An 18951-nucleotide genomic window follows, 5' to 3' on the forward strand; every position below is an offset into this window, starting at 1 on the left:
GCATCCGGCTGGACGCGGGCGGCGCCGCATCCGTCGGAAACCCTCCCATTGCACGGCGGCGGACTTGCTCCGCCTTGTCGTTGTCTCAGCCCGTAACGGGCGGGCCGCATCATCACCGATAACGGCTCGATGTCGAGGATAGGTTGGCGTTGCTGCTTTGGCAACTACTAGCCGGATGCAAAGCGGTCCGGCGGACTCACGCCGCCACGCGCGTGTCGCGGAGCGCGTCGCGATCGATCGTGAGGCCGAGCCCCGGCCGCTCGGGGATCGCCAGCATCCCGCCGGCCGGCTCGGGCGCATCCGGGAAGAGGATCTGCCCGGCCTGCACCATGCCGAGGTGCCATTCCACGATCCAGCCGTTGGAGAGCCCCGCCATGGTGTGCATGTTGAAGATCGGCCAGCCGCCGCCATTGGCGATCGGCATGTTGTAGGCCTGGGCGAGGTGAGCGGCCTTGCGCGCCTCGGTGTAGCCGCCGCAGAAGCAGCAGTTCGGCTGCAGGATGTCGACGGCCTGCTTCTCGACGAGCTCGCGCAGGCGCCAGCGGTGGCCTTCCATCTGGCCGGCGGCAACCGGTATGGCGGTGTGGGCGCGCAGATCGGCGAGCGCGCGCGCATCGTTCTGGTGGAGCGGCTCCTCGAACCAGGTGATGTCGCAGTCCTCGATGGCGCGGCAGAGCATCTTGGCCTCGACCGGCGAGAACAGGTAGTTGGCGTCGATCATGATGTCGACGCCGTCGCCGACCGCCTCGCGCACGGCGCGGACCCGGGCCGCGTCCTCGCGCCAGCCCTTCTTGTCGACCGCGACGACGAGCTTCAGCGCGGAGAAGCCGTTGGCGACGTGGAGCCGCGCCGCCTCGGCGAGCTGCTCGCGGTCGTACTGCGGAAAGCCGAACGTGCAGTAGGCCGGCACGGTCGACCGGGCACCGCCGAGAAGCTGCGCGACCGTCCGCCCTGCGAGCTTGCCGGCGATGTCCCAGCAGGCGATGTCGAGGCAGGAGAGCGCCGAGGAGATCACGCCAGTCATCGCCCGCGGGTTGAGCTTGCGCAGCACGGTCTGGTGGATCGCCTCGCTGTCGCGCGGATCCATGCCCCTGACGGCCGGAAGGAAGTGCCGATGCAGCGCCTCGACCACCGCGCCGGCGAGGAAGTGGCCGGTCAGGCCGAAGCCGCTCACGCCGTCGTCGGTCACGACCTCGCAGACGACGAATTCCTTCTGCTCCTCGCGGCCGTACCCGGCGACCTTGCCCTCGATCAGGGGGATGTCGATGGAGACCGTGTGGATGCTGGCGCGGATGTCGCGGATCCTGACGGGCTTTGCCAGCATGGCATCCTGCCGCTCATCGCCTGAAACCTGTTCGAGCAAAGACCTTCCTCCCATTTTCGATATGTTCGCCGACCGATTATCGGGCCGTTCGTGCGCGAGAGTGGCGCATCCGGCGCATGCGGCGCAACCCGGGGCGCGGTCGGCTGGCGACCGATGCCGGTCCGACGGCCGGTTCCCCTCAGCACATCGGCTCGCCCCTTTCGCGCACGTCCCGGAGCATGGCGCGGACCGTCTCGAGATCGACCTGCTCCGCCCGGCGGTACCGGACGCAGCCCTTGCCGCAGTCGATCCCGGCGAGACTCTCCCGGAACCGCTCTATCGCGGTCGGGCCGGGATAGAAGGCGACGTGCCGCTTCTGATCGCTGAAGCTGACGGCGTTGGGCTGCCCCTGCGGGCCGTAGCCGGGCATGCCCCATTGCATCCGCTCCTCCCAGTCGCGGAGTTCCTCCCGGCAGAGGTCTCGCAGCTTCTCGAAGACCGGCCGCCGCTCGGGCGGGCGTTCGTCCAACCAGGCATCGACCGATCCGGCGGTAGACTGCACCATCGCGCGACTCGCTCCATGGGTCCGCACAGCCGAGATTAACGTCCCCTACTCCCTTCGCGAGCCCCAAGGTGGTTGACAGCGCGGCGTCTCGGCTGTCGCCTCGCGCGATCCGACCCCCCGCCAGGAAACGCCGCCATGACGCGCCGACTATCACCCGCCCAAGCCAAGGCCCTCATCGAGGGTCCGGGCGAATCGGCCTTCCTCGACCTGCGCGAGGCGGGCGAATTCGGGGAGGGCCATCCCCTCCTCGCCATCCCCTGCCCCTACAGCACGCTGGAGCTGCGGATCGGCGACCTGGTGCCCCGGCGCGACGCGCCCGTCCTCCTGATCGACGGCGGCGACGGCGTGGCGGAACGCGCAGCGCGGCGGCTGGAGGCGGCGGGGTATACGGACATCGCGATGGTGGAGGGCGGTGCTCCGGCGTGGCGAGCCGCAGGGTTCACCCTGTTCAAGGGCGTCAACGTGCCGAGCAAGACGCTCGGGGAACTCGCCGAAGCGGTCTGGCATCCGAAGACGATCTCTGCCGGCGAACTCGCCGACTGGCAGGCGACGGGGCGGAATTTCCGCTTCTTCGACTGCCGGCCGCCCGCCGAACACGCGAAGATGCGGGTGCCCGGCGCCGTCTGCCTGCCGAACGGCGAACTCCCCTACCGCTTCGCCGCCGCGGTTCCGGACCCGGAGACGCCGGTGGTCGTGACCTGCGCCGGCCGAACCCGCGGCATCGTCGGCGCCATCGGGCTCGCGGTCGCCGGTATTCGGAACCCGGTCTTCGCACTCGAGAACGGGACGCAGGGCTGGGCCCTCGCCGGCCAGACGCTCGAGCGCGGCAACCGGGCGGCGCCCTATCCGGAGCCGATGCCGGATGCGAAGGCGGCGGGCGCCGAGCGCGCCCGAGCGATCGCCGCGCGCTTCGCCATTCCCCTGATCGGCCGCGCCGACCTGGACCGGCTCGCGGACGATCCTTCGCGCACGCTCTACCGCATCGACGTGCGCTCCGCGGAGGAATACGCGGCGGGTCATCTGCCGGGTGCGGTCCATGCGCCGGGCGTGCAGATCGTGCAGGCGACGGACCAGTGGATCGGCGTGCGCCGCTCGCGCGTCGTGCTTCTCGACGACAATTGCCTGCGCGGCGTGATCGCCGCGTTCTGGCTGAAGCAGTTGGGGTACGAGGTCTTCGTCATGCCCGGCTCCGACATGCTGCCCGATGCCGAAACGGGAATCGGCGCCAGCCGGCGCATTCCCGGGCTGCCGGAGGTGCCGGCGATCGGCGCCGCCGAGGCGCGGCAACGCGTTGCGGCTGGCGCGGCGCTCATCGACCTCCGCGGCTCGCAGGCCCATCGCGCCGGCGCGCCGGACGAGGCGGTCTGGTCGATCAGGCCGCGGCTCGATCGATCCCCCGCCGCCGAGGCCGAAGAGGTCGTGCTCGTCGCGGAGCGCGACGACGCCGGGCTGGCGGCGCTCGACTTGGCCGAACTCGGCGTGGCGCGGACCGCCCGCTTTTCGGGCCCGATGGACGACCTCGCCCGAGCGGGCTTCGCGATCGCGCCGCGCGACGTTCCGCCCGGCGAAGCCATCGACTTCCTCGCCTTCGTGCACGACCGGCACGACGGCAATCTCGACGCCTCGCGCCGCTATCTCGCCTGGGAACAGGGTCTGGTCGCGCAGCTCGACGGCGGCGAACGGGCCACCTTCGCCCTCGCCACGCCGGCGTGACGGCTCCGGCGCGCAGGCGACTGCCCGCCCCTCCGCAAGCCGCGTTGCATTGTCCGACCGAGCGTAGTAGCAACAGCAACAACTAATCCGACGACGGCTTCACCTCCTGCCCGGGGCTGGCGAGCCGCGCCGACGGGAGGGGCGTTCATGGCAAGGATCACGCGCATCGGCCTGCGGCGGCTGGAGCTGCCGCTGATCCGGCCGTACCGGCTCTCCTACCGGACCTTCACCGAGTTCGAGCCGTTCCTCGTCGAGATGGAAGACGACGGGGGCCGGACCGGCTTCGCCGACGCGCACGTATCGCCGGGATCGAGCAGCGAGACGCGGGAAGGCGGCTGGGCCTTCTGCCTCGCCCGGATCGAGGAGATCCTCGGCACCGACACGGAAGACGCCAAGGAAAGCGTGCTCGCCCGCTTCGATGAGAGCAAGGTCGCCTCAACTGCCCTCGTCGCCGCGATCGAGGTGCTCGAAGCCAATCCGCAGCTCCACATCCCGGAAGCCACGGAACTGCCGCTCCTCACCCCGATCAACGCGCTCGACGAGGTCGAGATCGTCCCGGAGATCGAGGACTGGCTGGCGAAGGGCTTCCGCACCTTCAAGGTGAAGGTCGGGAAGGACGTGGCCGCGGACCTCGCGCGCGTCCGCGTCATCCAGAAGGCGCTCGCCGGCCGCGCCACCTTCAGGCTCGACGCCAACCGCGCCTTCAGCCGGGCGGACGGCATCGCCTTCGCCTCGGCCCTCGACCCCGAGGGCGTGGAGCTCTTCGAGCAGCCTTGCGATTCCGACGACTGGGAGGCGAACGCCGCGGTCGCGGCCGCCTCCGCCGTGCCGCTGATGCTGGACGAGCCGATCTGCACGCTCGCCGACATCGCACGCGCCGGCGACGTGAAGAACGTGCGCTTCTGCAAGCTGAAGCTGAAGCGCTTCGGCGGCCTCGACCGCCTGCGCGAGGGGCTGGAGGCGGTGCGCGCTGCCGGCATGGAGCCGGTGCTCGGCGACGGGCTCGGCAGCGAGATCCACAACTGGCTCGAAGCCTGCGTGGCACGCACGACGATCCGCAATGCCGGCGAGTTCAACGGCTTCATCAAGCCGCGCGAGCGTCTGCTCGACCCGCCGATGCCGTTCGAGGCCGGGTCGATCCGCCTGCCGGCCGGATACCGCCCGCAGCCGGACCGGGCGCAGATCGAGCGCTTCACGGCCGAACGGCTCGACTTCACCCACCAACCGACGAGGACCTATTCCCATGGCGCATGAGGCTCTGCTCGCCGATCTCGACGAGCGCCGCAAAGCCGCGAGCCGCATGGGCGGCGAACGCAAGCTGGAGAAGCGCCGCGAACGCGGCCAGCTGAACGCCCAGGAGCGGCTCGACGCGCTGGTCGATGCGGACAGCTTCCTGGAGGTCGGCCTGCTCGGCGCCTCGTTCCTCGACGGCGACGCGGCGGATACGCCGCGCGACGGCAAGCTCACCGGATTCGCGCGCATCGAGGGGCGCGACGTCGGCGTGGTGGTGAACGAGTTCACCACCAAGGGGGCCTCCACCAGCGCCACCAATTCCAAGAAGATGGGCTACGTCCGCCGCACCTGCAACGAGCGCGGCATGCCCTTCGTCCATGTCGGCGAATCGACCGGCGCCCGCCTGCCGGACGCCATGGGCTCCAAGGGCATGGGGCTGCTGCTCGGCAACGACACGTCGCAGTTCCGCCGGATGCGCGAGGTGCCCTGGGCGGCGGCCGCGCTCGACACCTCGTTCGGCTCCTCGGCGTGGATGTGCTGCTGCTCCGACTTCGCCGTGATGAAGAAGGGCTCGATCATGTCGGTGTCGAGCCCGCGGCTCGTCTCGATGGCGATCGGCGAGAAGGTGGACCTCGAGGAGCTCGGCGGCTGGCGCCTCCACGCCGAGCAGACCGGCCTCATCGACCAGTTCGTCGACACCGACGAGGAGGCGATGGCCGCGATCCGCGCCTTCCTGTCCTACATGCCGAGCCACAATGGCGTGCTGCCGCCGCGCGTCGAGCCGGGCGAGGGCTCGGGCGAGGACCAGGACCGCGTGCTCGGGGTGATCCCCGAGAAGCGGACGCAGGTCTACAACATGAAGAAGGTGCTCGAGATCATCTTCGACACGGGCAGCCTGTTCGAGCTGAAGCCGCGCTTCGGCAAGTCGGCCGTGGTCGCACTCGCCCGCCTCGACGGACAGGCAATCGGCATCATCGCCAACAATCCGCAGGTCGGCGGCGGTGCGCTCTCGGCCGAAGCCTGCCGCAAGATCATCGACTTCACCGTGCTCTGCGACAGCTTCAACATCCCGATCGTGCGCTTCATGGACACGCCGGGCTTCGTGGTCGGCACCGATGCGGAACGGCGCGGCGCCCCCGGGCAGATCATGAACTTCATGAACGCGACCTGCCTCACGACCGTGCCGCAGATCACCATCATCTGCCGAAAGGCCTACGGCCGCGCCTATGTCGCGATGGGCGGCGGTGCGCACAACGACGCGATGATCGCCTGGCCGATGGCCGAGGTAAGCTTCATGGACCCGGTCTTCGCGACCAACATCGTCCACAATCTCAGCGCCGGCGAGGAAGGCTTCGAGGAGGCGCTCGCGCACATCCAGAAGGACCTCGAGATCTGGGACATGGCGCGCATCTTCTCGGCGCAGGACGTGATCAAGCCGCAGGAGACGCGGAGCTACCTCATCCGCATGTTCGACATCCAGCGCCGGCGCCGCACCGGCGGCATCGGGCAGCACCTGATGCGCGCCTGGCCGACGAGCTACTGAGGACGACAGAGTGAACGCGCCCCTTCCCTCGCCGTCGAACCTCATCGCCGCAGCCCGCGCCGAGGGCCGCAGCGCTCTGGACGAGGCCGCCGGCAAGGCCCTTCTCGCGGCCTACGGCATCCGCACCCCGCGCTCGGCCGTCGCCCGCGACGCCGCCGATGCCGAACGGACGGCGGCCGGGCTCACAGCTCCCTTCGTCGCCAAGGTCGTCTCGCCGGAGATCCTGCACAAGTCGGATGCCGGCGGCGTCGCGCTCCGGCTGCAGTCGCCCGCTGACGTGCGCGCGGCCGTCGAGGCGATGGCCGCGAAGCCTGCGATCGCGGCTGCGCGCGTGGAGGGCTGGCTCGTCGAGGAGATGATCCCGGCCGGCCGCGAGATCGTCGTCGGCGGCTTTCGCGACCCGCAATTCGGCCCGATCCTGATGGTCGGCCTCGGCGGGATCTTCGTCGAGGTGCTGAAGGACGTCGCCTTCCGCATCTGCCCCGTGAGCCGCGCCGACGCCACCGCCATGCTCGGCGAGCTGAAGGGCGCGGCGCTGCTGGCCGGCGCGCGGGGCGAGGCGCCGGTCGACCGCGAGGCGCTGGTCGACCTCCTGGTGAAGGTCGGCGGCGAAGGCGGGCTGCTGATGAGCCTCGCCGACGACGTCGCCGAGCTCGACATCAACCCGGTGATCGTCTCGCCGTCGGGCGCGATGGCGGCCGACGCGCGCTTCGTGCTCGCCGCGGAGCCGCTGCCGGACGTGGCGGAGACGGGCGCGGAGGGCTCCAGGCTGGAGGCGTTCCGGCCGCTCTTCGAGCCGAGGAGCGTGGCCGTGCTCGGCGCCTCGGCGAAGGATGTCGGGATCGCGAACACCTTCATCCGCAGGATGAAGGATTTCGGCTATCCGCATCAGATCTATCCGATTCACCCCTCGGCCGATGAGATCGAGGGGCTGAAGTCCTATCCGAGCCTCGCGGCGGCGCCGGAGCCGATCGACTACGCCTATGTCGCGATGGGCGCGCAGCGCATCCCGGGGGTGCTCGCCGCCGCCGGCGGGCGCTGCCGCATCGCGCAGGTGATCTCGTCGGGCTTCGGCGAGGTCGAGGACGGCAAGGGACTGCAGGAGGCGCTCGTCGCCGCCGCGCAGGAGGGCGGCGTGCGCGTGCTCGGCCCGAACTGCCTCGGCACCTACTCGCCGCGCGGCGGCCTCACCTTCCCCGTCGGCGCGCCGAAGGAGGTCGGCACGATCGGCATCGTGTCGCAATCGGGCGGCCTCAGCACGGACATCATCAAGCGCGGCCAATGGCGGGGCCTGCGCTTCAGCGGCCTCGTCACGATCGGCAACAGCGCCGACGTGAAGCCGCACGAGCTGGTCGAGTACTATCTCGAGGATCCGCAGACCGCGGCGATCGGGCTCTACCTGGAGGACGTGAAGGAGGGCCGCGCCTTCTTCGACCTGCTGCGCTCACGTCGGGCGACGAAGCCGGTCGTGATCCTGAAGGGCGGCCGGTCGATCCGCGGCCGGGAGGCGGCGCTGTCGCATACCGGCGCGCTCGCCGGCGACGACCGCGCCTGGGACGCGCTGACCGCGCAGGTGCCGGCCGTGCTGGTCAAGACCGTGGACGCCTTCATCGACGTGCTCCTCGCGCTCCAGCACCTGAAGCTGCGGCCGGCCAAGCCGACGCACGCCGTGACACTCTTCGGGAACGGCGGCGGCTCGAGCGTGCTCGGCACCGACGCCTTCGCCGAGGTGGGGCTCGACGTGTCGCCCTTCGAGGGCGAGACGCTGCGGCTGCTGGAGGCGATGAACCTGCCGCCCGGCACGAGCGTCGCCAACCCGATCGACACGCCGGTCCGCACGCTGCAGGAGAAGGACGGCTGGGTCGCGGGCGAGATCCTCGACATCGTCTACGCGCACGCGCGGCCGGATGCCGTCGCCATGCACCTCAACCTCGCCGCCTTCGTCGGGCGCGGCAGCGTCGACCCGATCGACAACCTCTTCGCGGTGGTCGAGGAGACGCAGCGGAAATGGCCGGGCGTCGCCCATTTCTGCCTGGCGCTGCGCAGCGACGGCTCGCCGGAGCTCGACGAGAAGCGGCGGCACTACCGCGACAAGGCGCGCGCCGCCGACGTGCCGGTCTATGACGAGATCCCCGCAATGGCCCTCGCCCTCGCCGCGGTCGGGCACCTGGAGCGGCAGTTCGCGATGCGGGGGTGAGGCGGGCGGCGGTCGGTGCCCTGCTGAGATATATGGGCTGGTGATGTTTGTCGCCTTTGGTGAGGGCATCGTCTGGATCAAGTGGATCGGCACCCAGAAGGCCTATGACATGATCGCCGTGAGGGAGGTGAACCGTGGCGGCTGACCTGAAGCCGATCCGTAGCGATGCGGATTACGAGGCGGCGCTTGCCGAAGCCGAGCGCCTGTGGGGCACACGAAGCGGCACGCCGGAGGGCGACCGGCTCGACGTGCTGGCAACGCTGATCGATGCCTACGAAGCGCGGCACCACCCGATGGACCCGCCCGACCCGATCCAAGCGATCCTCTTCCGGCTGGAGCAGCAGAAGTAGTTCAGCGGAAAGCCTATTCCGCTTTGAACTCGCCGTCCCGTGAGGAAACGGCATTGTCCTGCACATTGCATGTATCAGCATTCAGAACGATAACCGCTGAGGTCCATTGGCCGTCAGTGTTTTCTTCAGGATGCGTATATTTTTCTGTACATGCAAACGTGAAGAATTTTGAAAGATCGCTTACAGCAGTGTCAGCCGTTACTCGAGCACCAGGCCCGTATTGCGGGCATGCGATAACAAAGGCCTTTGGTGTTGGAGTTCCAGTCGCATCCGCTATTGCACGAGCAACTCCTCGTACGCGGCGCAAATCCTCTTTCAACTTTCTGGGATCTGTCCATAATTTCAACTCTACCGCCGCTTCACAGCTCGGTTGCTCAACTGAATGCTCACTCCCGAAGATCATCAAGTCTGTTCTGAAATTGTTGAATTCGTCCAAAGCATCATCCGAAATGCCAAATAACGCGGTTAGGTCACGTCGCCGGTGTTCGGTTATGATCCGCTGCCCTGTCCTTTGATGCACGTGAACCGCGCAGAGATCCCGAATAAAGCCTTCGGGGGCTCTCAATTTTCCTGCCATTTTGGCATATTGCTGGATTGCCGCAATACACCCACCCGCGAGTTCAATCGCCAAACGATCGGCTTCCAGCGGCATAACAACCTCCGCTTCTGAAATGATAACGGAACGACCAGCGTGTCGGCTGTATCCTCGACAGAAAGAACTGCTCAGGAAAGCCCCGTCCGTGCCTTGAACGAGGCGGCCTGCTCGGGGGAGAAGCAGGCCATGCGGATGTCGCGGAGGTGGGGCCCGAACGCCGCCTCGATCTCTCCCCCGAAGCGGGCGAAGATCTCGGCCATGTAGTAATCGTGGCGGATCAGGCTCTCGGCCATGTTCACGATCGGCCGGTTGCGCGTGTGCGCGGCGATCACGTCCTCATCCATCGCCGCCGTCAGCATCTCGACGTGATCGACGGCGAGCGTGAAGAGGTTGTCGGCCGTGCCCATGCGCACGCCGCTCGCCTCGTGGAGATAGACGCGGCAGGCATCGGTGAAGCGGAACTCGTCGGCATCCTGCCCGAAGAGCACGATGAGGAGCGCGACGCCGCGCTCGGCCGCGGCGCGGAGGCGCTCCTTCTGGCGCCGGAGCACGGTGTCGGCAGCCTTCACCCAGACCGTCTCGCGGCTCTCGGCGATGAGCGCCCCGATCCGGTCGTGGACGACCGCGTCGCCGCGGAGCGTCCAGACGTACTGGTCCTCGCCCGCGGGCTTCAGCGCGGCGAGCTTGCCGGCGAGATCGGAGCAGAGCGCGTCGGTCTGGCGCGCGATCGTCTGGAGCAGCGTGCGCGGGTCGGCGGCGGTGTAGCGCACCGGATTCTCGCTGACGGGAAGCACCGCGCCGCGCCGGGCGAGCGCGTCGAGCGCGTGATAGGTGTTCGGCCGCGGGATGCCCGCCGCCTTGGCGACCTCGTAGGCGGTGGCGGGACTCTCCCGCAGGAGCTGGACGTAGACGCGCGATTCGTACTCGGTGAAGCCGAGCCGCTTGAGGTCGGCGAAGATCCCGGCCGACGGCAATTCCTCGACTGCGAGCTTACCGACCATCGCTGCTCCCTCGCCGGAACGGCATTCCGCCCGGCCGCTTGAACCCGCACGCGGCCTCACGCGGCGAGCAGGTCCTTCTTCCGCGCCTCGATGAAGCCGGTGTGGACGTCCCCGGCGGCGAAGACCGGGTCGGCGAGGCAGGCGACCAGGAACGCGCGGTTGCTGCGGATGCCCTCCACGCGGCTCCGCGACAGCGCCTCGATCGCACGCTCGCGCGCCTCGTCGCGGTCGGCGCCCCAGACGATCACCTTGGCAACCATCGGATCGTAGAACGGCGTCACCGCATCGCCCTCGCGGTAGCCGCTGTCGATGCGGACGTGCTCCATGTCCTCGGGCAGCCGGAACGCCTCCAGCGTACCCGGCGACGGCATGAACATCTTCTCGGGGTTCTCGGCGTAGAGCCGGCACTCGATGGCGTGGCCGCGCGGGGCGATGCTCGCCTGGTCGAGCCCGGAGAGCGCGCCGCGGGCGAAATCGATCTGCATGCCGACGAGATCCGTTCCGGTGATCGCTTCCGTCACCGGATGCTCGACCTGGATGCGCGTGTTCATCTCCAGGAAGAAGAACTCGAAGGTTTCGGCATCGACAATGAACTCGACGGTCCCCGCGCCGCTATAGCCGGTCGCCCTGCACAGGCGCACCGCGGCATCGGCCATCGCCTGCCGCACCTCGGCCGGCAGGAGCGGCGCGCGGCTCTCCTCGATGACCTTCTGGAAGCGGCGCTGGAGCGAGCAGTCGCGCTCGAAGAGATGGACCGCCTCGCCGTTGCCGAAGCCGAAGACCTGGATCTCGACGTGGCGGGCCTTCGGGACGAAGCGCTCGAGGAAGACCGCACCGTCCCCGAATGCCTTCTCGGCCATGGACTGCGTGCCGGCAACCACCTCGGCGAGCTTCTCCGGCGCATCGACGCGGCGCATGCCGATCCCGCCGCCGCCGGCCGACGCCTTCACGAGAAGCGGATATCCGACGGCCGCAGCCGCCTCGTCGAGCCCGGCGAGATCGCCCGCCTCGAAGCGGCGGCTGCCCGGCACGACCGGAACGCCGCTCGCCGCGGCGATGTCGCGGGCGCGCTGCTTGTCGCCCATCTGGCGGAGGCTCTCGGGCGAAGGGCCGATCCAGGTCAGCCCGGCATCCGCGACGGCGGTGGCGAAATCCGCGTTCTCGGAGAGAAAGCCGTAGCCCGGGTGGATCGCGTCCGCGCCGCTCGACCGCGCCGCCTCCAGCACCCGGTCGGCGCGAAGGTAGCTCTCGCGCGCGGCCGCCGGACCGACATGGACGGCCTCGTCGGCATCCGCGACATGGGCGGCACCCGCGTCGGCGTCCGAATAGACGGCGACGGTGCCGATCCCGAGGCCCCGGCAGGAACGGAAGATCCGCCGCGCGATCTCGCCGCGGTTCGCGACCAGCACCTTGCGCATCGGGTCAGGCCTCGATGCGGGCGACCACCGTGCCCTCGGTGGCGACGTCACCCTCGGCCACCAGGATCTCGACGAGCTTGCCGTCCTCGGGCGCGGCGACCGGGATTTCCATCTTCATGGATTCGAGGATCAGGATCGGGTCGTCCTCGGACAGGTCGGCGCCGATCTCGGCGACAATCTTCCAGACGTTCCCGGTGATGTCCGTCTTCACGTCCACGATCGCCATTGTCGCCGCCCCGGTCTCGTTCTGCGCGTTTCCAGTAAGGCCGGAAACTACGATCTTTCGATAGTAGTTGCAACCGCAACAACGCTTCTCCGGCTCTCCCCTCACCGGCCGTAGATGCGGTCGAGCACCTCGGCGACCACCACGAGCCGTTCCGCCTCGGGGTCGAACCGCGCTCCGGATGCCAGCCGGAGCGCCCAGTCGGCCGCGGCACGGCCGCCCCATTCATCGGGGGGCAGCGCAAGCGTCTCGCGCGCGGTGCCGCGGTAATGCTCGGCAGTGAAGTCGTAGAACGAACCGTTCACGTTCGTGAGCGCGGCGCCGCCCTCCGTGCCGTAGAAGGCGGCCGAGATCACCGCGTCGCAGCCGGCCGGAAGGCGCCACGAACAGGCGAGCCGGACGACCGCCCCGGTGTCCAGGCTGAGCGTCGCCACCGCATAATCCTCGACCCGGTCGGGCGCGGCCCCGAGCCTCTCGCCGCCCGAAACGAGGCTCGCGGAGACCTCCGGCACGGCCGGAAAGCCGAGCGTCCACAAGGCGAGATCCACCAGGTGGACGCCGAGATCCATGACGCAGCCGCCGCCGGAGAGCGCCGGGTCGTAGAACCACGGCTTGTCGGGCCCGTAGGCGTTGTGGAACACGACGTCTACGGCGTAGATCCGGCCGAGCGCGCCGCCCGCGACAAGCTCCCGGATCCGCCGCATGCCCTCGGTATGGCGGTAGGAAAGGTCGACCGCGAGGAGCCGGTCGGCGGCGCGCGCCGCGTCCACCACCGCCCTCGCCTCCGCGGCCGTCCGGCCGAGCGGCTTCTGGCAGAAGACGGCGATGCCGTGCTCGAGCGCCCGGATCGACTGCTCGGCGTGGAGCGCGCTCGGCGTGGCGATGACGATGCCGTCGAGGTCGGCCCGGAGGAGATCGTCGAGCCCGCCGGCGAGCGCGGCACCCGGCGCGAGGCGGGCCGCCTCCGCCGCCATCTCGGGAGACGCGTCGGCGATTGCAGCCACCTCCGCCGCGCCGGTGCGGGCGATCGCCTCCATGCGGTGGCGGCCGATCCAGCCCACGCCGAGAAAGCCGAGCCGCGGCCGGCGGGTCGCCGCGGCCAGTGCGCCGGCCGGATGCTCGTTCATGAGCAGGTCACCAGCGCCTTGAGGAAGCCGTCGGGGCGGTCGCGCGTGGCGTTCAGCGCCTCGTCGAGCCGCTCGAGCGGGAAGGCATGCGTATAGAGCGGCGTCGGGTCGAGGCGCCCGGAGGCGACCGCCTCGACCGCTTCGCGGATGCCCTGCAGATAGACCTTCGGGTCGCGTTCGTGGGCGTTGATCACGTCGAGCCCGCGCCAGTTCCAGAGCTGCATGTTGACCTGCCGCGGGCCGTCCTGGTGGTAGCCGGCGACGACGAGCCGGCCACGCTCCTTCGTGAGTTCGCCGGCGAGATCGAGCGGCCATTGCTTGCCGACCGCCTCGATCACCACGTCGCAGAACGTCCCGCCGGTCAGGTCGCGCACCCGCTCGACGATAGCCCAGTGATCCTCCATCGGGATCGTCTCGGCCGCGCCCATCCGGCGCGCCACGTCGAGGGAGAAGGCCCTGCGCGAGATCGCGATCACGCGGGCCCCGGCCTCGCTCGCGAGCCGCGTCAGGATGGCGCCGAGGAAACCGATCCCGACGATCGCGACCGCCTGGCCGGCCTCGATCCCGCTCCGGCGGAAGATGTTCATCGCGCAGCCGAGCGGCTCGCCAGGAAAGGGCCGGCCGGCGAGGTCGTCCGGAATGCGGACGACGTTCTCCGCCGGGCCGAAGTCGTAGCCGGCATAGCTGTTGTAGAAGAGCGCGGCGACGCGGTCTCCGACGGTCACGCCTTCCACGCCCTCGCCGACAGCGTCGACCACGCCCCAGCCCTCATGGCCGAGCGCGCCGGGCTCGGTCGGGAAGCGCATCCAGTCCGGCCCGGCCCAGGGCGTGAGATTGGAGGCGCAGACGCCGCAGCCTTCGAGCTTGACCCGCACCTCGCCCGCACCCGGCGCGCGGAGCGGCACCGCCGCAATGTGCAACTCTCCCGGCCCGGTCAAAACGGCGGCGCGCATGGTGGCTTGGCGTGCTTCCGGGCGCGTCGCGTCGGGTTTAGGCAATGGCTGCTCCTGATCGGGGTAGCGCGGCGGCGCCCTGCGGCGAGCGCTACAGGAAGGAAGGCTGCGCGATCAATCGCCAAAGGCGAGATACGTTTCATCCGCCGGTGACGTACGAAGCGGGCGACGCGATTTCCGGCTGGGCAGGCGGCGAAGAGAGGTCTAAGGCAGCCCTCTGCAACCGCACGCGCCACCCGCAACCGCGTTCCACCGCCAGAGCAGCCCCGCCATGCCGAAAAGCGCCGAGCGAAGCACGCGCGCGATGCCGCGCCCGCCGAACCACCCCGCCAGGGACGGCCGCACGAGACACGAGCGGTGGGACTGAACGTGGGGAAAACCGGAGGCTGGGGCGGGCGGATGCCGGGGCCGGCGGCAACGGTCGGCCTGCTCCTTGCGGGGGCTGCCGGTGCCGCCGCCTATTCGCTCCACGTGCCGCTCGCCTGGGTGCTCGGGCCGCTGATCGCGACGGCGACTTTCACGCTGCTGACGGGCATGGAGCCGTTCGCGCCGGTCACCGGCCGCCGCATCGGCCAGCTGCTCGTCGGCTCGACGATCGGCCTTAACCTCACGCCCGAGATCTTCGGCATGCTGGTCGGCTGGCTGCCGCTCATGATCGTGAGCGCGCTCGTCTCGATCCTGGTGAGCGCGTCCTTCGCGCGGGCGCTCGCCAGGCTCGGGCGGATCGACGTGAAGTCGGCCTATTTCGCCCTGATGCCCGGCGGCCTCGCCGAGATGGCGAATGTCGGCGCCCGGGAGGGCGCGCAGAGCGAGCCGATCGCGCTCGTCCAGGCGGTCCGGATCGCGCTCGTCGTGTGCATCCTGCCGCCGCTCATCGTGAGCCTCGGCGTCGCCGGCGACTTCCACGCGCTCGACAGGCTCTCCGACCTGCCGGCGATCGAGGTTCCGCTGCTCCTTGCCGGCGGGCTCGCCGCCGTCATGCTCCTGCGCCTGACGCCGCTCAACAATCCCTGGGTGGTCGGCGCGCTGATCGGCGCCGCAACGCTCTCCGCCACCGGACTGCTGGAGGGCCGGATGCCGCGGCCGGTCTTCTATCTCGGGCAGTTCCTGATCGGCATCGTCATCGGCGCGCGCTTCCGGCGCGAGATCGTCCTGAAGCTCGCGCGCGTCGCCGTTTCGGGCGCCTTCCTCGTCGTGGTCATCACGGCGCTGCTCATCCTCTACGGCCTGCTGATCGCCCATTGGGGCGGGATCGACTTCGGCAGCGCGGCGCTGTCCGCCTCGCCGGGCGGGTTCGCCGAGATGGCGGCGACCGCCGAAGCGCTCCACCTCAACGTCGCCATCGTCACCGGCTTCCACATCACGCGCTCGCTGTTCGTGAACAGCCTCAGCACGCACTATTGGGCGATCCTCGACCGGATCGGCTTCTTCCGGATCGGGAGCCGCACGCCCCCGTCGAGCTGAGAAAGGCGCGTCGCGCTACTCGTGCCGGAGCGCCTCGATCGGGTCGAGGCGGGCGGCGCGCCGGGCCGGGAAGAACCCGAACAGGATGCCGATCAGCGCCGAGAAGCCGAAGGCGACGAGGACGATGTTGCCGTCGAAGAGGAACGGGATGGCCATCCCCTTCGACGCCAGCCAGGCCAATCCCAGGCCGAGCCCGATGCCGGCGAGCCCGCCGAAGAGCGACAGCACGGCCGCCTCGACGAGGAACTGGGTGAGCACCTGCCCTTCCAGCGCCCCGATCGCGAGCCGGATGCCGATCTCGCGGGTTCGTTCCGTCACCGACACGAGCATGATGTTCATGATGCCGATCCCGCCGACGAGCAGGCTGACGGCGGCGACGGCGCCGAGGAGCGCGGTCATGATCGCCGTGGTGCTGGTGACCGTGCGCACGAGCTCCTTCATGTCCCGCACGCTGAAATCGTCCTCGCTGCCGGGCGTGATATTGCGCCGCTCGCGCAGGAGCCGCTCCACGTCCGCCTGCACCTTGGCGGTATCGACGCCGTCGCGGGCCGAGAGCAGGATCGTCGATATGTCGGTCGAACCCGTCAGGCGCCGCTGGACGGTGCGCAGCGGCATGATCACGGTGTCGTCCTGATCCGAACCCGTGCTCGACTGGCCCTTGGCGCCGAGCACGGCGATCACCTCGCAGGAGATGTTCTTCACCCTGATGCGCTCGCCGACCGGATCGGCCCTTCCGAAGAGCTTCTCCCGGACCGTCTCGCCGAGCAGGCAGACCGCGCGCCCGGCCCTGACCTCGCTGTCCTGGAAGGCGCGCCCGGAGGCGATGGTCCAGTCCTGCGCGACGAGCAGTCCGGCGTCGCTCCCGGTGACGAGGGTCGCACGGCTCTCGCCGCGATAGATCACGGTCGCCGAGGCCTGCACGACGGGCGCCACCGCCTGCAGCGTCGGGATCTGCGTGGACAGCGCCTCCACGTCGCGCGCGTTGAACGGGCGGGCCTCCGCGCTGGCGCGCACGGGGCCCATCTGGCCGGGCCGGACGAAGAGGAGGTTGTTGCCGAGCTTGGCGAGGTCGGCGCTGACCTTGGCGGTCGTGCCGTTGCCGATGGTCACCATCGCGATCACCGCCGCAACGCCGATGACTATGCCGAGCACGGTGAGCGACGAGCGCAGGGCATTCCGCCTGATCGCGCCGACGGCGAGCCTGATCGTCTCCAGGAGCATCAGGCGGCCTCCTCCGACTGCTCGTCAGATGCGACCACGCCGTCGCGGAAGACGATCGTCCGGTCGGCATAGGCAGCGATGTCGGGCTCGTGCGTCACCATGATGACGCTGATGCCCTGGTCGCGATTGAGGCTCGTCACCAGGTTCATGATGTCGCCGCTGGTGCGCGTGTCGAGATTGCCGGTCGGCTCGTCGGCCAGAAGCACGTCGGGACTGGTGACGAGCGCGCGGGCGATCGCGACCCTTTGCTGCTGTCCGCCGGAGAGCTCCGATGAGGTGTGGTGCTCGCGGCCGGCGAGCCCGACCCGGCCGAGCGCCGCCGATGCGAGGGCGCGCCGCTCCGCCGGCGGCGTGCCGCGATAGAGCAGCGGCAGCTCGACGTTCTCCAGCGCCGTCGTCCGCGGCAGGAGGTTGAAGCCCTGGAAGACGAAGCCGAGGAAGTTGCGCCGCAGCAGGGTGCGCTGCCGCCGGCTGAGTCCGCCCAGGGAAACGCCCCTGAACAGGTACTCGCCGGAAGTCGGCGTATCGAGGCAGCCGATGATGTTCATGGCCGTCGACTTGCCGGAGCCGGACGGACCCATGATGGCGACGAACTCGCCGTCGCCGATGACGAGATCCACGCCGGCGAGCGCCGCCACGGACGCCTCGCCCGAGCCGTAGATCTTCCGCACGTCCCTGAGCTCGATCAGCGGCTCCGCGGGGCGGGCGGGCATCAGCGTCGCCCGCGAACGGCGCTGTCGACGATGACCGCGCTTCCGGCGGCGATATCGCCGTCGACGACCGCCGTTCGCCGCCCGTCGGTGGCGCCGACGGAAACGACCACCGCGACCGGCGCGCCGTCGCGCAGGACCCAGATCGTACGTTCCGCGCCTGTCGCGTCGGGGCGGCTCGCCGGGCGGAAGCTCGGCATGCGCGGGAGCAGCCGCTGCACGAAGCTCAGCCCCGACTCGCCTTCCGCCTGGACTTCAGGCGTGTAGCGGAGCGCCTCGTTCGGCACGAGAAGGGCGTCCGCCACCTGCTCCACGACGATCTCGGCGGTCGCCGTCATGCCGGGCCGCAGCAGGAGACCGGAATTGTCGACATTGAGGACCGCCTTGTAGGTGACGACCCCCTGCACGGTTTCCGGCGCATAGCGGATGGTGCGTATGTCGGCGGGAAAGCCGCGCGCGGGATAGGCGTCGACGGTGAACGTCGCCGTCTGGCCGACGGCGATCTGGCCGACATCGGCTTCGTCGACGTCCACCTGCAGCTCCATCTCGCGCAGGTCTTCGGCGATGGTGAAGAGGATCGGCGCCTGCAGCGACGCGGCGACCGTCTGGCCGGGATCGACGCTCCGCGTCAGCACGACGCCGTTGATGGGCGACAGGATGCGCGCCTTGTCGAGATTGGTTTCGCTGATCCGCAGCTCCGCGCGCGCAACCTCAACCTGGGCGAGCGCGCTGTCGCGGGCGGCGGCGGCGCGGGCCGCGGCCGCCTGCGCGGCCTCGTAGTCCTGCACCGAGCTGACCTGCCGGTCGGACAGCGACTTCGCCCGCCTGAGCGCCGCCTCCCGCTCCGCAACCGTCGCCTCCGCCTCCGCGACCGCGGCGTGCGCCGCCTTCAGCTTCGCCCGGCCGTTCTCGACGGTGGCGACCAGCTTGTCCGCGTCGAGCTCGGCGAGCGCCTGGCCAGCCTCGACGGGGCTGTTGAAGTCCACGAAGACGGCCCGCACCGTGCCGGAAAGCTCGCTCGACACGTCGACCTGGTTGGTCGGCTGGATCGAACCCGTGGCGCTGACCGTGACCGTCAGGGCGCCCTGCCCGACCGGTTGGGTCACGTAGGTGACCGCGGGCGCATTGCCGCCCCAGAACAGGTAGGCGCCGAGCGCAGCGCCTGCGGCGAGGACGACGAGCAACAGCCAGCGCATGCCCCGGCGCAGACGGCTTGCGCGTTGCGCGCCGGGGCCGAGCCCCAGCGCCGCCTCGACTTCGGCGGTCTTCGTGCCGGCCGCTGGCCCGGGGTCCGGTATCTTCAGCATCGCGTTCGCGCCCGAATTGCGTCCTTCT

Annotated in this window: 16 protein-coding genes and 1 pseudogene; 6 read left to right on the forward strand and 11 right to left on the reverse strand. The window is 69.9% G+C overall.

Annotation, left to right across the window (positions count from 1 at the left end):
* Nucleotides 1-196 precede the first annotated feature (196 nt).
* On the reverse strand, nt 197-1324 hold the full coding sequence (locus tag ACUN0C_RS04930; RefSeq protein ID WP_445465207.1) for a mandelate racemase/muconate lactonizing enzyme family protein: 1128 nt from the start codon (nt 1322-1324) through the stop codon (nt 197-199).
* 178 nt (nt 1325-1502) lie between these two features.
* Nucleotides 1503-1868 (reverse strand): iron chaperone, encoded by a 366-nt coding sequence (locus ACUN0C_RS04935; RefSeq protein WP_445465208.1) that lies wholly within the window; start codon nt 1866-1868, stop codon nt 1503-1505.
* A 135-nt stretch (nt 1869-2003) separates the two neighbouring features.
* On the opposite strand from ACUN0C_RS04935, the gene ACUN0C_RS04940 reads away from it, so the two are divergent.
* The 5 genes and pseudogenes from ACUN0C_RS04940 to ACUN0C_RS04960 form a co-directional block, all read left to right on the forward strand.
* Complete coding sequence (locus ACUN0C_RS04940; RefSeq protein WP_445465209.1) at nt 2004-3581, forward strand: rhodanese-like domain-containing protein; 1578 nt, start codon at nt 2004-2006, stop codon at nt 3579-3581.
* 147 nt (nt 3582-3728) lie between these two features.
* Entirely contained in the window at nt 3729-4835 is a 1107-nt protein-coding gene (locus ACUN0C_RS04945) for a mandelate racemase/muconate lactonizing enzyme family protein (RefSeq protein WP_445465210.1), read from the forward strand.
* On the forward strand, nt 4825-6357 hold the full coding sequence (locus ACUN0C_RS04950; protein ID WP_445465211.1) for an acyl-CoA carboxylase subunit beta: 1533 nt from the start codon (nt 4825-4827) through the stop codon (nt 6355-6357). The genes ACUN0C_RS04945 and ACUN0C_RS04950 overlap by 11 nt, the downstream gene beginning before the upstream one ends.
* Before the next feature lie 10 nt (nt 6358-6367).
* Nucleotides 6368-8554, forward strand: coding sequence for an acetate--CoA ligase family protein (locus ACUN0C_RS04955; protein ID WP_445465212.1), 2187 nt, complete (start codon nt 6368-6370; stop codon nt 8552-8554).
* 134 nt (nt 8555-8688) lie between these two features.
* Nucleotides 8689-8898 (forward strand): annotated as a pseudogene (locus ACUN0C_RS04960) (helix-turn-helix domain-containing protein); the annotation flags it as partial.
* Between the two features lie 19 nt (nt 8899-8917).
* Here the strand turns inward: ACUN0C_RS04960 and ACUN0C_RS04965 are convergent.
* The 6 genes from ACUN0C_RS04965 to ACUN0C_RS04990 all read right to left on the reverse strand — a co-directional run bounded on the left by ACUN0C_RS04965 (nt 8918) and on the right by ACUN0C_RS04990 (nt 14221).
* On the reverse strand, nt 8918-9556 hold the full coding sequence (locus ACUN0C_RS04965) for a hypothetical protein (protein ID WP_445465213.1): 639 nt from the start codon (nt 9554-9556) through the stop codon (nt 8918-8920).
* A 71-nt stretch (nt 9557-9627) separates the two neighbouring features.
* Nucleotides 9628-10500, reverse strand: a complete 873-nt coding sequence (locus ACUN0C_RS04970) for a TrmB family transcriptional regulator (RefSeq protein ID WP_445465214.1) — start codon at nt 10498-10500, stop codon at nt 9628-9630.
* Between the two features lie 56 nt (nt 10501-10556).
* Nucleotides 10557-11918, reverse strand: a complete 1362-nt coding sequence (locus ACUN0C_RS04975) for an acetyl-CoA carboxylase biotin carboxylase subunit (RefSeq protein ID WP_445465215.1) — start codon at nt 11916-11918, stop codon at nt 10557-10559.
* 4 nt (nt 11919-11922) lie between these two features.
* Nucleotides 11923-12144, reverse strand: coding sequence for an acetyl-CoA carboxylase biotin carboxyl carrier protein subunit (locus tag ACUN0C_RS04980; protein ID WP_445465216.1), 222 nt, complete (start codon nt 12142-12144; stop codon nt 11923-11925).
* 101 nt (nt 12145-12245) lie between these two features.
* Complete coding sequence (locus tag ACUN0C_RS04985; RefSeq protein ID WP_445465217.1) at nt 12246-13268, reverse strand: Gfo/Idh/MocA family protein; 1023 nt, start codon at nt 13266-13268, stop codon at nt 12246-12248.
* A complete protein-coding gene (locus tag ACUN0C_RS04990) occupies nt 13265-14221 on the reverse strand; it encodes an MDR/zinc-dependent alcohol dehydrogenase-like family protein (protein ID WP_445465441.1) in 957 nt (318 codons plus the stop codon). The genes ACUN0C_RS04985 and ACUN0C_RS04990 overlap by 4 nt, the downstream gene beginning before the upstream one ends.
* Before the next feature lie 399 nt (nt 14222-14620).
* On the opposite strand from ACUN0C_RS04990, the gene ACUN0C_RS04995 reads away from it, so the two are divergent.
* A complete protein-coding gene (locus ACUN0C_RS04995; protein ID WP_445465218.1) occupies nt 14621-15685 on the forward strand; it encodes an AbrB family transcriptional regulator in 1065 nt (354 codons plus the stop codon).
* Nucleotides 15686-15700: 15 nt separating this feature from the next.
* Here the strand turns inward: ACUN0C_RS04995 and ACUN0C_RS05000 are convergent, their stop codons facing one another.
* Genes ACUN0C_RS05000 through ACUN0C_RS05010 form a run of 3 tightly spaced genes read right to left on the reverse strand, consistent with a single transcriptional unit; the run spans nt 15701 to nt 18923 of the window.
* Complete coding sequence (locus ACUN0C_RS05000) at nt 15701-16906, reverse strand: ABC transporter permease (protein WP_445465219.1); 1206 nt, start codon at nt 16904-16906, stop codon at nt 15701-15703.
* Nucleotides 16906-17619 (reverse strand): ABC transporter ATP-binding protein, encoded by a 714-nt coding sequence (locus ACUN0C_RS05005; RefSeq protein ID WP_445465220.1) that lies wholly within the window; start codon nt 17617-17619, stop codon nt 16906-16908. The genes ACUN0C_RS05000 and ACUN0C_RS05005 overlap by 1 nt, the downstream gene beginning before the upstream one ends.
* On the reverse strand, nt 17619-18923 hold the full coding sequence (locus ACUN0C_RS05010; protein WP_445465221.1) for an efflux RND transporter periplasmic adaptor subunit: 1305 nt from the start codon (nt 18921-18923) through the stop codon (nt 17619-17621). Before ACUN0C_RS05010 ends, ACUN0C_RS05005 begins: the two co-directional genes overlap by 1 nt.
* Nucleotides 18924-18951 lie beyond the last annotated feature (28 nt).

Source organism: Faunimonas sp. B44 (assembly GCF_052655945.1).

Excerpts from the sequence above, each read along its gene's own strand:
- ACUN0C_RS04930 (WP_445465207.1), bottom strand. The coding sequence starts at position 1,324 with ATGCTGGCAAAGCCCGTCAGGATCCGCGACATCCGCGCCAGCATCCAC.
- ACUN0C_RS04935 (WP_445465208.1), bottom strand. The coding sequence starts at position 1,868 with ATGGTGCAGTCTACCGCCGGATCGGTCGATGCCTGGTTGGACGAACGC.
- ACUN0C_RS04940 (WP_445465209.1), top strand. The coding sequence starts at position 2,004 with ATGACGCGCCGACTATCACCCGCCCAAGCCAAGGCCCTCATCGAGGGT.
- ACUN0C_RS04945 (WP_445465210.1), top strand. The coding sequence starts at position 3,729 with ATGGCAAGGATCACGCGCATCGGCCTGCGGCGGCTGGAGCTGCCGCTG.
- ACUN0C_RS04950 (WP_445465211.1), top strand. The coding sequence starts at position 4,825 with ATGGCGCATGAGGCTCTGCTCGCCGATCTCGACGAGCGCCGCAAAGCC.
- ACUN0C_RS04965 (WP_445465213.1), bottom strand. The coding sequence starts at position 9,556 with ATGCCGCTGGAAGCCGATCGTTTGGCGATTGAACTCGCGGGTGGGTGT.
- ACUN0C_RS04970 (WP_445465214.1), bottom strand. The coding sequence starts at position 10,500 with ATGGTCGGTAAGCTCGCAGTCGAGGAATTGCCGTCGGCCGGGATCTTC.
- ACUN0C_RS04975 (WP_445465215.1), bottom strand. The coding sequence starts at position 11,918 with ATGCGCAAGGTGCTGGTCGCGAACCGCGGCGAGATCGCGCGGCGGATC.
- ACUN0C_RS04980 (WP_445465216.1), bottom strand. The coding sequence starts at position 12,144 with ATGGCGATCGTGGACGTGAAGACGGACATCACCGGGAACGTCTGGAAG.
- ACUN0C_RS04985 (WP_445465217.1), bottom strand. The coding sequence starts at position 13,268 with ATGAACGAGCATCCGGCCGGCGCACTGGCCGCGGCGACCCGCCGGCCG.
- ACUN0C_RS04990 (WP_445465441.1), bottom strand. The coding sequence starts at position 14,221 with ATGCGCGCCGCCGTTTTGACCGGGCCGGGAGAGTTGCACATTGCGGCG.
- ACUN0C_RS04995 (WP_445465218.1), top strand. The coding sequence starts at position 14,621 with ATGCCGGGGCCGGCGGCAACGGTCGGCCTGCTCCTTGCGGGGGCTGCC.
- ACUN0C_RS05000 (WP_445465219.1), bottom strand. The coding sequence starts at position 16,906 with ATGCTCCTGGAGACGATCAGGCTCGCCGTCGGCGCGATCAGGCGGAAT.
- ACUN0C_RS05005 (WP_445465220.1), bottom strand. The coding sequence starts at position 17,619 with ATGCCCGCCCGCCCCGCGGAGCCGCTGATCGAGCTCAGGGACGTGCGG.
- ACUN0C_RS05010 (WP_445465221.1), bottom strand. The coding sequence starts at position 18,923 with ATGCTGAAGATACCGGACCCCGGGCCAGCGGCCGGCACGAAGACCGCC.